The following is a 14,064-nucleotide window of genomic DNA, read 5'->3' as shown; positions in this document are numbered from 1 at the left end:
GACGTCATGGCTGCCCGTTCGATCGCATCCCTCTCGCTGAGCTTCGGCCTGGTTTCGATACCGGTCAAGGTGTTTTCCGCCACGGAATCGAAGTCGGGCGTCGGCTTCAATCTGCTGCACAAGGGCTGCGGCTCCCGATTGCGGCAGCAGTACATCTGCCAGCGGGAAGGCGTGGTGGTCGAGCGCTCGGAGATGGAGAAGGGCTACGAGTTCGAGAAGGACCGCTATGTGGTCTTCTCCAGTGACGAGCTCGAAGCGCTGGAGACGACCGCGCGGCACACCGTCGACATCGTGGCCTTCATGCCGGTGGCGGCGATCGATCCCCTTTACTACGACAAGGCCTACTACCTCGGCCCCGACAAGCGCGGTGCCAAACCCTACAGCCTGCTGGCCGAGGCGATGCGCCAGACCGGCACCTGCGCGCTGGCGACCTGGGTCTGGAAGGGCAAGCAATACATGGTGCAGGTGCGGCCCACGCCGGAAGGACTGGTGCTGCAGCAATTGCTGTATGCCGACGAGGTCCGCTCGATGGCGGACCTGAGCATCGAAACGAGCGACGTGCAGCCCGCCGAACTGGCGCTGGCGCAGCAACTGATCGAGCAGAATGCAGTGGACGCCTACGATCCCACCGCATACCGGGACGAGGAGAAGCTGCGCATCCTTGCCGAGATCGACAAGAAGATCGAAGGCAAGAAGATTACCGTCGCCGAGCAGGTGGAACCGGCCGCCGGCGGCGGCGAGGTGATCGACCTGATGGCGGCCTTGAAGGCCAGCCTGGGCAAGGTGCAGGGGCAGAAGCGGGCCACCCGCGAGCCGAAAGCGGAACCGGCGCGCGAAACCGCTCCGCGCAAGAGCGCCAAGCGGGCGGCGGCACCCGCTGCCGCACCGGCGCCGGCCAGGAAAACAGCGAGGAAATGAGCGAGGACACTTCCACCCTGTCCCTGCGGGACCTGCAGAACATGTTCGGCATTCCCCGTTCCACCGTCTCCGCGCTGGTGGCGGCGGGGCTGGTCACCCCACACCTGGGCAAGCGGGGCGAGCACCGGTTCTCGTTCCAGGACGCGGTACTGATCCGCACCGCGCATTCGTTGCGCCAGGTGCGTATTCCGCCTGGCCGCGTCAACCGTGCACTGCGGCGCCTGCGCGACTGGTGCCGGGACCGGCCGCTGAGCGCGATGCGGCTGTCCGCGGTAGCAGGCGAAATCGTCGTGATCGAGTCCGAGCGCCAGTGGGAGGTCGAGACGGGGCAATTGGTGATGGCGCTGCAGCCCAGCCGGGATCGCGCCGGCAACGTGCTGTCGCTCGGGGCCCGCATGGAGCCGGCCGACGCGGACTGGCAATCCTGGTTCGAGAAGGGCTGTTCGCTGGAGGAGCAGAATCCGGAGCAGGCCGAGGCCGCCTACCGGCGCGCGCTGCAAGAGGCGCCCCGGCAGCTCGACCCCTACCTGAACCTGGGCTGCATGTTGAGCGATGCCGGACGGTACGACGAGGCCATGCAACTGTATCGACAGGGCCTGTCGTGGCTGCCCGATGCCCCGTTGCTGCACTTCAACCTTGGCGTGGTGCTGGAGGAAATGGGCGACACCGATGGCGCCCTGCGCAGCTATCACAACTGCATCGCCATTGCGCCGGAGATGGCCGACGCGCACTACAACGCGGCACGCCTGCACGAGGAGCTGGGCGATTCGCATCGGGCGATCCGGCATTTCAATCAGTACCGGAAGCATTGCAACCGTAGTTGACGGTGCAAGCGGACGGTCGCTATTGGGCGAACAGCTCCTGCAGGGTGCGCAACGTGTTCTGCAAGGTCGGCGAGGGGATTGCGCCGGCGCGTCTTGCCAGTCGCATCTTGTCTACCCACCACAGGGCCTAGCGTAACGAGCCAGACGTCGCCCCGCCGGATCTGATCGGTCTGCATCACCAGGACAACTTTTCGTCTTCGGCATTGCCGAACTCGCCCATGACCAGAGCGTCGTCTGCCTCCTCGGCGATAGCCGCGCTCGCTTCCGCCCACCCTTCGCGCACGATCTTCCTCGGCTTGCGAATGACCAGTGTGTCTTCCTTGATTTCCATTTCCACTTCGTCCTCCAAACCAAGTTGGGCGAGGATTGGCTTCGGAATCAGCACGCCCTGTGAATTCCCCATGCGGCGGATCTTGCTTTTCATTGGATCACCTCGTGCCGTGTGGCGATATCGCAGACACACAATGTTATTACCTTTTTGACTCCGGCCTGTCGCAGTTCCCGTACCGTTCGCGGGTATATCGTAAAACATATCGTGTGTTATATTTAGGGCATGGACAACAAGTCTCCGCCTCAAGGCAAACCTTCGCACGAGATGGGCCGTCCGCGCTTTCGTGGCGATCCCGCGGATTCAGAAGCGAGGCTGCTGCACCGGGGCCGGAAGCTCGGCTCTGCGGAGCTGCAGCTGTTGCTGCTGGACCTGCTGGCCGAACACCCCGGACACGGCTACGAGCTGATGCAAGCCCTCGAAGTGCGCAGCAACGGCTTCTACAAGCCCAGCCCCGGCATGATGTATCCGGCGCTGACCGCCCTGCTGGAGGCCGGGTCGGTCCATGCGGACGCCGAAGGCAACCGCAAGCGGTACCGCATCTCCGACGCAGGACGACAGCGGCTGTCGCAGCAGCGCGAGGACACGGCGGTGCTGTGGAAGCGGCTGATCCATGCCGGCAAGAAGATGGAGTGGGTGCGGCGGGCGCTGGCGAACGAGGGGTCGGCCGAAGAGGCTGGCGAAGCGGTGGGCTGGGCGCCAGAACTGGTCGCGGCGCGATCCGCGCTCAAGCGCGCCTTGCTGATGCGCACCGATGCATCCGTCGATGCGCAACGTCGCATCGCTTCCATCCTGCAGCAGGCGGTGGCGCAGATCGAGCAGGTTCCGGCGCCTGACACGCGGGCGCGCCCGAAGCCGCAGGGCGACTGAACGGATTGCCCGCCCTTGAACAACCTCACTGCGAAAGTCCCGATATGACGAGCGAGAAAGATCTTGGCGTACAGCGCGTGCGCCACCCCCTGAAAATTCGTCCGGTGCAGGTGCTGCGCGTCGAGCGCCGGTCGCCGTCGCTGCTGTGCGTGACCTTTACCGGCGATGCCCTTGACGACTTCGTTTCCGCGAGCTTCGATGACCACGTCAAGGTGTTCCTGCCGGCACCGGGGCAGTCCGAGCCGGTGTTGCCTACCATGGGACCGGATGGCCTGGTCTTCGCCGAAGACGCGCCCCGGCCTGCGGCGCGCGACTACACGCCCCGGCGCCATGACGCGGCCCGGCGTGAACTGGACATCGAGTTCGTGTTGCACGGCGACGGGCCGGGCGCGACCTGGGCGGCGCAGGCGCAGCCGGGCCAGCGCCTGGGTATCGGCGGTCCGCGCGGCTCCTTTGTCATTCCCGAGGGCTTCGACTGGCATCTGCTTGCCGGGGACGAGGCTGCATTGCCGGCGATCTCGCGACGGCTGGAGGAGTTGCCGGCACAGGCGCGCGTGATCGCGCTGATCGAGATCGAAGACGATGCGCACCGCATCGCGCTGGGCGGTCCGTCGCTGGCGGCGGGCAACGCGACCGTGCAATGGGTGCGGCGCGGTGCGGGGCAGACCCTGGTGGACGCCGTGCGCGCGGTGTCGTTGCCGGACGGCGAAGGCTTCGTCTGGGCGGGTGGGGAAGCGGCGGCAATGCGCGCGGTGCGAACCTGCCTGGCGGAATCGAAGGGCGTGGACAAGCGGCGCATGCGCGTGTCGAGCTACTGGAAGCAGGGCGCCGTTGGCGTCCATGAGACGCTGGACGATTGACGCCAACCTGCATGACGCCAACCTGCAACGCTTGCTGACTGGACGTAGTCGTCACTTCCCGGATACCATCGGCGACGGCGGCTACACTGCGTCGCCGCCAACGTCGCTCGGACGGTTCCGGGCGCTTACGTTCAAGGACCAGCATGACAGCCAATCCGGCTTTCCAGGCACCGTCGTCGGCGACGGGGCAGCGCCGCTTCGCGCGCATCGATCGTCTTCCTCCCTACGTCTTCAACATCACTGCCGAGCTCAAGATGGCCGCCCGCCGCCGCGGGGAGGACATCATCGACATGAGCATGGGCAACCCCGATGGCGCCACGCCGCCGCATATCGTCGCCAAGCTGACCGAGGCGGCGCAGCGGCCCGACACGCACGGGTATTCCACCTCGCGCGGCATTCCGCGCCTGCGCCGGGCGATCTCGCACTGGTATCGCGAACGCTATGCGGTTGACGTCGATCCCGAGCGCGAAGCGATCGTGACGATCGGTTCGAAGGAAGGGTTGGCGCACCTGATGCTGGCAACGCTGGACCGCGGCGATACGGTACTGGTCCCGGACCCGAGTTACCCGATCCATATCTACGGTGCCGTGATTGCCGGGGCGGACATCCGCTCGGTGCCACTGACGCCGGGCGTGGATTTCTTCGCGGAACTGGAGCGTGCCATTCGCGGCAGCTATCCGAAGCCGAAGATGATCGTGCTCGGCTTCCCGTCCAATCCGACGGCCCAGTGCGTCGAGCTCGATTTCTTCGAGCGGGTGGTGGCGCTGGCGCGCAAGCACGACATCTTCGTCGTGCATGATCTGGCCTATGCCGACATCGTGTTCGACGGCTGGAAGGCGCCGTCGATCCTGCAGGTGCCGGGCGCCAAGGACATCGCGGTGGAGTTCTTCACGCTGTCCAAGAGCTACAACATGGCGGGCTGGCGCATCGGCTTCATGGCCGGCAATGCCGACCTGGTCGCGGCGCTCGCCCGCATCAAGAGCTATCACGACTACGGTACGTTCACCCCGCTGCAGATTGCCGCGATCGCGGCGCTGGAAGGCGACCAGCAATGCGTGCGCGACATCGCTGCCCAGTATCAGTCGCGCCGCGACGTGCTGGTGCGCGGGCTGCACGAGGCTGGCTGGCAGGTCGAGGTGCCGCGCGCGTCGATGTATGTGTGGGCCCGGATTCCCGAGGCATACCGCGCCTTGGGCTCGCTCGAATTTGCGCGCCAGCTGCTGGCCAAGGCGAAGGTCTCGGTGTCGCCCGGCATCGGCTTTGGCGACTACGGCGACGAGCATGTCCGCTTCGCGCTGATCGAGAACGAATCGCGCATCCGCCAGGCAGTGCGCGGCATCAAGGCGATGTTCCGCGGCGATGGCCTGGTGACGGCCGGCGGCAAGGCGCCGGCCGGCGCAGCGGCCGAGGACGGATCGCGCGGCTAGTTCGGCCCTGGTCCCGCGCTGGCGCGGCCAGGGTGTGCCTGGGCGGCGGGGGCGGCGGCATTGGCGGCCGCGTCGGCAAGGGCGGCCTGCCGGATGCAGTCGAGGACGTGGCGCGTCATCGAGGCCGCCAGCTCCTGTTCGCCGAGAAATACCTCGCCGATGCGGTCGCGGCGCAGCAGCGCCGCTTCCTCCTCGCTATGGGTGCGCACCGCGATGCAGATGCCGGGGTTCAACGTGCGCGCCGTTTCGACCATCTGCCGCACGCCGACCGTATCGGAGGTGGCGATCACCAGCATGCCGGCGCGGGCGATATGCGCCTGGATCAGGACGGCAGGTTCCGCGGCATCGCCGATCACCGCCGGCACGCCTTTCTCGCGCAGCGCCTCGACGATCTCGCGGTTCTGTTCGGCCACCACGAAGGGCAGCCGGCGCGCGGTCAGCTCCGCCGCGATGCGCCGCCCGACGCGGCCGTAGCCGACCAGTACCACCTGCCGGCTCAGCAGCGCCTGGTCGACGTCGGCGGGCAGTTCGGCAAGCGGGTCGGCGCCGCGCTCGAGCCGGCGCGCCAGTGCCGACTTCGCCCGCACCCTGCGCAGCAGCGGCTGCACGGCGCTGAACACCAGCGGATTCAACGCGATCGAGATCAGCGAACTGGCCAGCACCAGATTGTGGCCTTCGGCGTCGAGCATGCCCAGGCTGACGCCAAGCCCGGCCAGGATGAAGGAGAACTCTCCCACCTGGGCAAGGCTGGCGGAGACGGTCAGGGCCGTGTTCAGCGGATAGCGCAGGGCGAGCACCAGCACGAACGCGGCGAGCGACTTGCCGACGATGACGATGGCAAGCGTGCCGAGCACATGCAGCGGCGCGTCCACCAGCACGCCGGGATCGAACAGCATGCCCACCGAAACGAAGAACAGCACCGAGAAGGCGTCGCGCAGCGGCAGGGTCTCCTGCGCGGCGCGATGGCTGAGCGCCGAGCCGCGCAGGACCATGCCGGCGAAGAAGGCGCCCAGCGCGAACGACACGCCGAACAGCACCGCGGAGCCGTAGGCGATGCCGACCGCCGCGGCGATCAGGCACAGCGTGAACAGTTCGTGGGAGCCGGTGCGTGCCACCTGCCACAGCAGCCAGGGGAACAGCCGCCGCCCGACCAGCAGCATCAGGGCAATGAAGATGGCGACACGGCCGAGGGTGGCGCCGATGGTCGCCAGCAGCGAGGTGCTCTCGGCCGGAGCGGCTGCGGCAATGGCCGGCGCACTCGTCGGGGCGCTGCCGGGGGGAAGCGTGCCGAGGGCTTCGGCCAGCGCGGGCAGCATCACCAGCACCAGCACCATCACCAGGTCCTCGACCACCAGCCAGCCCACGGCGATGCGGCCGTTCAGGGTTTCCAGGATGCCGCGCGATTCGAGCGCACGCAGCAGCACCACGGTGCTGGCCACCGACAGGCAAAGGCCGAATACCAGCGCGCCGGCGAGCGACCAGCCCCACCACAGCCCCAGTCCGGCGCCCAGCGCGGTGGCGAATGCGATCTGCACGATGGCGCCCGGCAGGGCGATCCGCTTGACCGACAGCAGGTCTTCCAGCGAGAAGTGCAGGCCGACGCCGAACATCAGCAGCATCACGCCGATCTCGGCGAGCTGGCCCGCCAGCGCCATGTCGGCGACAAAGCCCGGCGTGGCGGGGCCAATCACGATACCGGCGAGGAGGTAGCCCACCAGGGCAGGAGCCTTCAGCCTGGTGCAGAGGAAACCGAAGACGAGGGCAAGCCCGAGGGCGGCCGAGATGGTGGTGATCAGGTTGACTTCGTGCGGCATGGCGGTCTGGCGAGTCGTCTGTGCGGCGGTTGGCGGGCAAGCGGGGCGGCAGGAGACCGGAGCGGGCCGCGGAGGGCCCGTGGTGAGGCGCGTGCAGCGAAGTGACGGCGGCCGGAGCGGCCGTGCGTTTGCATGATATCAAGCGGCCGTGGCGTGGCAGCCCGGCGGTTGCACCGTCTTTTCAATCAGTCTTCAGGATATGGGCAGCGCGGATGCTGGCGCCATGCCGATGAAGACGATGCCGCGGCGGCGGACAGGAAAGGCGGGCGAGCGGCAATGGTGCAGGGCAAGTTCAGGGCGAGTTCAGGGCGACAGCATGGTGCGAGCCGGTTCGCGGCCCAACGCCTCCTGCAGCTCCTTTGCGCCCGGCGTGCCTTGCTCGATGGCCTGCTGCAGGTTGCTCGCGTATTTCTCGTTGCGCTTGGGCGGCAGCAGCGGCTCGTTCGGATCCACGGTCGCCTCGATCAGTGCCGCGCCCGGATGGTCCAGCGCCTCTTGCGCGACCTGCGCGCATTGGGCCGGGTCGTCGACGCGCCAGCTGCGAACGCCGCATGCCTGGGCGACGGCGGCAAAATCGATCGGCGTCAGATCGCACTCGGTTTCCGGGTTGCCGAGGAACATCATCTGCTCCCATTTGATCTGGCCGAGCGTATTGTTCTTGATCAGCACGATCTTGACCGGCAGCTTGTAGCGGGCAATGGTCACGAGTTCGCCCATCAGCATGCTGAGCCCGCCGTCGCCGACGAAGGCCACCACCTGGCGGCCGGGGTACGCGAGGGCCGCGGCAACGGCATACGGAATGCCGCAGCCCATCGACGCCAGCAGGCCGGAGCCGGCGTAGAGCTGGCCCCGCTTGGCCAGCACGTAGCGCGCCATCAGGCCGGTGTTGTGGCCCGAGTCCCAGATCACGATCGCGTCGTCACGCAGCCGGTCGCCCACCTCGCGCACGATCCGGCCCGGGGGCATCGGCACCGCCTGCCGCTCGACGGCGCTGCGCAGCAGGTCGCGCCAGGCGCGGTAGCCCTGTTGCGCCTGCTCGAGGAAGCTGCGGTCGGTCTTGCGCTGCAGCCGCCGGTTCAGTTCGGCGAGGGTCTGACGGGCATCGCCGACGAGGCCCACTTCCGCGGGAAAGCGCAGGCCGATCCGCGTCGCGTCGCAGTCCAGCTGGACGCAGCGGGCCTGGCCGGGCTTGGGGTAGTACTCGATGTAGGGGAACGTGGAACCGACGATCAGCAGCGTGTCGCAGCCTTCCATCGCTTCCTGGCTGGGGCGGGTGCCAAGGAGCCCGATCCCGCCTGTCGTCAGGGGATGGTCGTCCGGTACCACACCCTTGCCGCGCAGCGCCTTGACGATCGGCGCGCCGAGCAGTTCGGCGGTTTCCAGCAATTCGTCGATCGCCCCGGCCGCGCCCTGGCCGGCAAGGATGGCGACCTTGCCGCCCGCATTGAGCAGCTCGGCGGCGCGGTCCAGTTCGCTGTCGGGCGGGCAGGCGAGGCCCAGCGCCGGCACCATCGACGCATGGTGGGGAATATTGCGGCTGGAGGGCGTGTCGGCGGACTCCGGTTCCTCCTGCACGTCGATCGGCATGGCGAGGTGGCCGACGCCGCGGTAGGCCAGCGCGTGCCGGCAGGCGAGGCTGGTCACGTTCTCGACATGCCGGGCCCCCATGACGCGCGCCGAATAGACCGCCACGTCCATGAACACCTTGGTGTGGTCGATGTCCTGCCGGGTGTAGCTGTCGGCGAGGTCGTGGTAGGGCAGGCCGGTGATCGCGATGACCGGGACGCGGTCGAGCTTGGCGTCGTAGAGCCCGGTCAGCAGGTGGATACCGCCGGGGCCGGTGGTGGCGAGGCAGCAGCCGAGCTTGCCGGTCAACTGCGCATAGGCTGTGGCGGCGAAGGCGGCCGATTCCTCGTGCCGCACCTGGATGAAGCGGATCCTGTCGGCGCGCTGCCGGATGGCTTCCATGATGCCGTTGATGCCATCGCCGGGCATGCCGAAGATGGTATCCACGCCGAAGGCGGACAGGCTGTCGATGAGGATATCTGCGCCGTTGCGGGACATGGGGGTGCTCCTGGGGTTGGCCGTGCTGAACCAGCCTTGGGAGCAATCCTCGTGCCGTGCGCCATCGCGCTGACCAGCGTCACGCCGTGGCGGCGGGTGACGCATTTTTTTGCCGGGATTTGCAAAGTTTGTGCTTGCGGTGCGGGCGGACGGCCCTCTCCCCCGCCCCTCTCCCGCAAGCGGACGAGGGGAGAGGACCTGCAGCCCTGGTATGTCCGGCGGTGTGCTCCCCTCTCCCGCCATGCGGGAGAGGGCCGGGGGAGAGGGCAGCGAGCGGCTGCGGCAGCCCGCGAGCCGTCAATCCAGCGTGATCCTGCCGGCCTTGACGATCTCCGCGTAGCGCGCGGTGTCGCTTTCGATGAGCTTGCGGAACGCTTCGGTGTTGCCGCCGACCGGCACGAAGCCCAGGTCGGTCAGCTTCTTCGCCACGTCCGGGCTCTTGATTGCCGCACCGATCTCGCGCGCCATGCGCTCCACCACCGGCTGCGGCGTTCCTGCCGGCGCCAGCAGGCCGGTCCAGGAACTCATCACGAAGCCGGGAACGCCGGCTTCCTGCATGGTCGGGATATCCGGTTCGCCCGGCCAGCGCTTGGCCGAGGCGACCGCCAGCACGTTGATCTTGCCCGACTTCACATGCGGCATCGGCACCAGCAGCGGATCGAAGGCGACCGATACCTCGCCGGAGACCAGCGCCGGCAGGATGGGCGCGCTGCCGTTGTACGGCACGTGCGTCATCTTGATCTTTGTTTCCATCGCCAGCTTTTCGCCGGTCAGGTGGGCGGAGCTGCCGACGCCGCTGGACGCGAAGGTGAGGGCGTCCGGATTCTTCTTGCCGTAGGCAATCAGCTCGCCGACGGTCTTGACCGGCAGCTTCTTGCTGGAGAACAGGAACAGCGGCAGTTCGGCCATCTGCGCCACGGGCATCAGGTCCGATGGCTTGTAGCTGAGCTTCGAATACAGCGACATGTTGGCGCTGTAGGCGGCCAGCACCGACACGAAGGTATAGCCATCCGGTGCCGAACGTGCGGCGACGCCCACGCCCAGCGTGCTGTTCGCACCCGGCTTGTTCTCGATGATGATCGGCTGGCCAAGGCTCTGCGCCACCTTCTCGAACACCACCCGCGAGACGGTGTCGGTCGAGCCGCCCGGCGTGTAGGGCACGATGACCTTGATGGGCCTGGACGGCCAGGCGTCGCTGGCCAGTGCCCCTTGACCGAGGGTCAGACCCGCAATGAGGAGGGATGCCAGGCGCACAATGCCCGGCGTGACTTTCTTGATGCTCACGTCTTGTCTCCGATTCTTTTTCTTCCGAGCGACAGCTTGGCTCGGCGGCCCATTATGCGGGACCGGATGCGGGCAGCAAGGACCGTATCGCAGAAGTTGTGCGATAGCCGAACGGAGGACGCGGCGCGCGGTTGGCAGGGGCGTCGCTAGGCGCCTGTCTCTGCCGGCTCGGCGGAATGGACGCGGTTGCGACCTGACACCTTGGCAAGATAAAGCGCGGCGTCGGCACGCTCGGCCAGTGTCGCCAGGGTATCGCCGTGCCGCCAGGTGGCGTGACCGCCGCTGACGGTATAGGCGATCGCGGCCTTGCCCCAGTGCACCGGGGCGGCCGCGGCGGCGGCGCGAATCCGCTCCGCGATGCGCTGGGCGTCCGCGCCGGTAGCGCCCGGCAGCAGCACGGCGAACTCCTCGCCGCCGAGCCTGCCGATGCGGTCGCCGGGACGCACGCTGCCCGTCAGCGTTTGCGCGAAGGCGGTCAGTACGGCGTCGCCAGCAGCATGGCCCCAGGTATCGTTGACCATCTTGAAGCGATCGACGTCGACGATCAGCAGCGCCACCGCGGTGCCGCTATTGGCGGCCCGGCCGATGGCCCGTGCGGCCATGTCCTCGAACGCCTTGCGCGACAGCACGCCAGTCAGGAAGTCGGTGTTGGCGATGGCTTCCAGCCGCTGCACGATGGCGCCGTGAATCATCAGCACCGCACCCATCGACAGGATCGGCATGACGAGCGCGCCCAGTGCCAGGAAGATGATGTGAAAGCCGGGCATCGGCGCCCCAGGGGTGGCGTCGAGGCTGGCGAGCGCGGACAGGATGCCGCGCAACGTATGGCCGATGCCGAACAGCAGCGCGAAGGTGGCCGTTGCCACCCACGGGGCCCGGGGACCGCCCATCGGCACGGCGCGGTCCGACCGGGGCGGAAGCGGCGCGGCGGCGCCGGGGACCGTCCGCGCAGGCACGCCGCGCAGCAGCACGATGCCGGTGGCGAAGCAGACGCCGGCATGAAATACCGACACCACCACGACGCGGATATTGGCGTCGTCATGCATGTAGCGCCAATAGACGATGCCGGCGACCACGCCGGCGATGCCGGTCAGCAGGGTGCGCCACGGCGGGGTGCGGCCGCAGAAGCGCGCGGTGCCGGCGTGATAGAGCGCCAGCGAGAACGCCAGTCCGGTATTGGCCACGACGACGGCGAGCAGATCGGGGATCGTGCCGCGCAGGGAGAACAGCATCATCGACGCTGTCATGGTCAGGTTGGCCTGCCACCATTCGCGCACGCCGGGCAGCCCGCAGCGGCGCAGCGACCAGACGATGGCCAGCATGATCCCGCCCAGCGCGGTGGTGATCACCAGCATTGCGGTGGCGCCGCTCATCGGGCCACCCTCGCCGTGGGCGTCATCGACGTCATCGGCGTTATCCCATCCTGCATATGTGCTCCTGCCCCCCAACCTGGCGCGCCGTCGTGGGCGTTGGCCTGTGCAGGCCCCGCGCGGCGGGTCCGAGCCGTCTGGTGAATGCCCGGAAGCGGCATCGGACGGCTTTCTTGTTCGATCCGGAGTCTTCTCCGCGTATTTGTCTTCCGTGGGTGCGTCGGGCGCACTCCGCGGAACCCGACAGCATACCCGATTGGCGTGACGCCGCGGAAGGCGGTGCAGGTGAATCGTCCCGGGCGCGAAGACCCGGCTCCCGCATGGGGCGCGCAGCGATTACACTGTCGTCCCCGCGCGCCGGCCGGCTTGCCGCAACGGGCGCCGCCCCGGGGCGCCAGGTTCTCGTTCATCGCCATGCCCCTGCAGTCTTCCGCTTCCCCTCATCGCATCGACATCGTCGTCTATCCCGGTTTCAAGGCCATGGAAGCCGTCGGCCCGATGACGGTGTTCGACTATGCCAATCACCAGCTGGCCCGGCGCGGACGTCCGCCGGCGTACGAAATCCGCATCGTGTCCTCGGAGGCGGGCCCGGTCCGTTCCGATACCCTGATGGTGCTGGAAGCGACCGGCCGGCTCGATACCGTGCTGTTGCCGGACACCGCGGTGATCGTCGGCGCCCGGCATATCGAGCGAGCCATGGACGAAGCGCCGGCCATCGTGCCCTGGGTGCGTGCGGTCGCGCCCCGCATACCCCGGCTCGTGGCGCTGTGTTCGGGCGCGTTCTTTCTGGCGGCCGCGGGCGTGCTGGACGGACGGCGCGCCACCACGCACTGGAGCGTGGCAGCCTTGATGCGCCAGCGGTATCCGCAGGTCAGCGTGGAGCCCGATGCCATCTTCGTGCAGCAGGGAAGCCTGTGGACGTCGGCCGGCGTCACCGCCGGCATCGACCTGGCGCTGGCGCTGGTGGAGGCCGATCTCGGACGCGACATCGCGCTCGATCTGGCGCGCGAGCTGGTGGTGTTCCTGAAGCGGCCGGGCGGCCAGTCGCAGTTCAGCATGCATCTGGCCAGCCAGGCGACGGGGCACGACGGCATTCGCTGCGCGCAGGACTGGATCCTGTCGGAGGTCGCGCGCGATTTCACCATGGCCGAGCTGGCCGATCGCGCGGCCATGAGCGAGCGCAATTTCCGGCGGGTGTTTGCCCGGGAAACCGGCATGTCGCCCAGCGCGTTCATCGAGGCGACCCGGCTGGAAGCGGCGCGCCGCCTGCTGGAGCAGGGTGAGCTGCCGCTGAAGGCCGTGGCCGCCCGCAGCGGCTTCGGTTCGGACGAGGCGCTGCGGCGCGCCTTCATGCGCCATCTGGGCATTACGCCGCGGGATTACCGCCAGCGTTTCGGCGCCGCCGCTTGACCCGTTGACCGCCCCGGCCGGGCGGCGACAGCTCAGCCCTGCAACTGCGCCGCATGGTGGCGCAGATGGTCCTCGATGAAGCTGGCGATGAAGTAGTAGCCGTGGTCGTAGCCGGGGTGGCGGCGCAGGGTCAGGGCCTGGCCCGCCTGCGCGCATGCCGCCTCGAAGGCCTCGGGATTGAGCTGATCGGCGAGGAATTTGTCCGACAGGCCCTGGTCGATCAGGATGCTGCCGTCGAATGGCACGCAGGGCTGCGCGCGCATCAGCGCGCTGGCGTCGTATGCCTGCCAGGTGCCGCGGTCCTCGCCCAGATATCGGCTGAAGGCCTTTTCGCCCCACGGGCACTGGCTCGCCGCCGCGATCGGCGCGAACGCCGACACCGAACGGAAGCGCTCGCGGTGGCGCTGCGCCAGCACGAGCGCGCCGTGTCCGCCCATCGAATGGCCGAAGATGCCGACGCGGCGCGGATCGATCCTGATTTCCTGGACAGCCAGATCGAACAGCTCGCGCGCGACGTAGCTCTCCATGCGCCAGTACGTGCTCCAGGGCGCCTGCGTCGCGTCCAGATAGAACCCCGCGCCGGCGCCGAAGTCCCATTCCTGCGCCTCGCCCTCGATGCCGGTATCGCGCGGACTGGTATCCGGGGCGATCAGGATCAGGCCCAGCTGCGCGGCGAGCCGCTGCGCGCCGGCCTTGATCATGAAGGTTTCCTCGGTGCAGGTCAGTCCCGCCAGATAGAACAGCGCGGGCCGCGGCGTGCCGACGCCCGCCATGGCCGCCGGCGGCAGGTAGACCGAGAAACGCATCGGCAGGCCGATCGTCGTCGATGCATGCCGGTAGAAGCGTTGCACGCCGCCGAAGCAGCCGTGCTCGGAAACCAGTTCGAGCATGGGGC

12 protein-coding genes are annotated in these 14,064 nt (G+C 68.1%); 6 read left to right on the top strand and 6 right to left on the bottom strand.

What is annotated here, in order from left to right; all coding sequences use genetic code 11:
- Positions 1–6 precede the first annotated feature (6 nt).
- Together K6V06_RS03340 and K6V06_RS03335 are read left to right on the top strand one after the other, a co-directional pair.
- Positions 7–918 carry a Ku protein gene (locus tag K6V06_RS03340; RefSeq protein ID WP_222240159.1) on the top strand — a complete coding sequence of 304 codons (912 nt, stop codon included), beginning with the start codon at positions 7–9 and terminating at the stop codon, positions 916–918.
- Entirely contained in the window at positions 915–1,742 is an 828-nt protein-coding gene (locus tag K6V06_RS03335) for a tetratricopeptide repeat protein (RefSeq protein ID WP_222240158.1), read from the top strand. The genes K6V06_RS03340 and K6V06_RS03335 overlap by 4 nt, the downstream gene beginning before the upstream one ends.
- Positions 1,743–1,917: 175 nt before the next feature.
- On the opposite strand, the gene K6V06_RS03330 is transcribed toward K6V06_RS03335, so the two are convergent.
- Positions 1,918–2,166, bottom strand: a complete 249-nt coding sequence (locus tag K6V06_RS03330) for an AbrB/MazE/SpoVT family DNA-binding domain-containing protein (protein WP_222240157.1) — start codon at positions 2,164–2,166, stop codon at positions 1,918–1,920.
- A gap of 129 nt (positions 2,167–2,295) precedes the next feature.
- Here K6V06_RS03330 and K6V06_RS03325 point away from each other — a divergent pair, with 129 nt between their 5' ends.
- From K6V06_RS03325 to alaC, 3 genes are all read left to right on the top strand, one after another.
- Complete coding sequence (locus K6V06_RS03325) at positions 2,296–2,940, top strand: PadR family transcriptional regulator (protein ID WP_222240156.1); 645 nt, start codon at positions 2,296–2,298, stop codon at positions 2,938–2,940.
- Positions 2,941–2,984: 44 nt separating this feature from the next.
- Positions 2,985–3,800, top strand: a complete 816-nt coding sequence (locus K6V06_RS03320; protein ID WP_222240155.1) for a siderophore-interacting protein — start codon at positions 2,985–2,987, stop codon at positions 3,798–3,800.
- Positions 3,801–3,943: 143 nt separating this feature from the next.
- The gene (gene alaC, locus K6V06_RS03315; protein ID WP_222240154.1) at positions 3,944–5,227 is read left to right on the top strand and encodes an alanine transaminase; all 1,284 of its coding nucleotides are present in this window, start codon (positions 3,944–3,946) and stop codon (positions 5,225–5,227) included.
- Here alaC and ybaL read toward each other — a convergent pair.
- From ybaL to K6V06_RS03295, 4 genes are all read right to left on the bottom strand, one after another.
- Entirely contained in the window at positions 5,224–7,041 is a 1,818-nt protein-coding gene (gene ybaL, locus K6V06_RS03310) for a YbaL family putative K(+) efflux transporter (protein ID WP_222240153.1), read from the bottom strand. The two genes, alaC and ybaL, sit on opposite strands and share 4 nt — an antisense overlap.
- 303 nt (positions 7,042–7,344) lie before the next feature.
- Positions 7,345–9,105: a thiamine pyrophosphate-dependent enzyme gene (locus K6V06_RS03305; protein ID WP_222240152.1), complete on the bottom strand. Its 1,761-nt coding sequence runs from the start codon at positions 9,103–9,105 to the stop codon at positions 7,345–7,347.
- A gap of 297 nt (positions 9,106–9,402) precedes the next feature.
- The gene (locus K6V06_RS03300; protein WP_222240151.1) at positions 9,403–10,389 is read right to left on the bottom strand and encodes a tripartite tricarboxylate transporter substrate binding protein; all 987 of its coding nucleotides are present in this window, start codon (positions 10,387–10,389) and stop codon (positions 9,403–9,405) included.
- A gap of 146 nt (positions 10,390–10,535) precedes the next feature.
- A complete protein-coding gene (locus K6V06_RS03295; protein WP_222240150.1) occupies positions 10,536–11,762 on the bottom strand; it encodes a GGDEF domain-containing protein in 1,227 nt (408 codons plus the stop codon).
- A gap of 411 nt (positions 11,763–12,173) precedes the next feature.
- On the opposite strand from K6V06_RS03295, the gene K6V06_RS03290 reads away from it, so the two are divergent.
- The gene (locus tag K6V06_RS03290) at positions 12,174–13,169 is read left to right on the top strand and encodes a GlxA family transcriptional regulator (protein ID WP_222240149.1); all 996 of its coding nucleotides are present in this window, start codon (positions 12,174–12,176) and stop codon (positions 13,167–13,169) included.
- Between the two features lie 32 nt (positions 13,170–13,201).
- Here the strand turns inward: K6V06_RS03290 and fghA are convergent, their stop codons facing one another.
- Positions 13,202–14,059: an S-formylglutathione hydrolase gene (gene fghA / locus K6V06_RS03285; RefSeq protein ID WP_222240148.1), complete on the bottom strand. Its 858-nt coding sequence runs from the start codon at positions 14,057–14,059 to the stop codon at positions 13,202–13,204.
- Between the last annotated feature and the right edge of the window lie 5 nt (positions 14,060–14,064).

This window comes from Cupriavidus sp. AU9028 (assembly GCF_019795295.1).
Lineage (GTDB): Bacteria > Pseudomonadota > Gammaproteobacteria > Burkholderiales > Burkholderiaceae > Cupriavidus.
The sequence above is the reverse complement of the archived record's forward strand: the minus strand, read 5'-3'. Positions and strand labels throughout refer to the sequence as shown.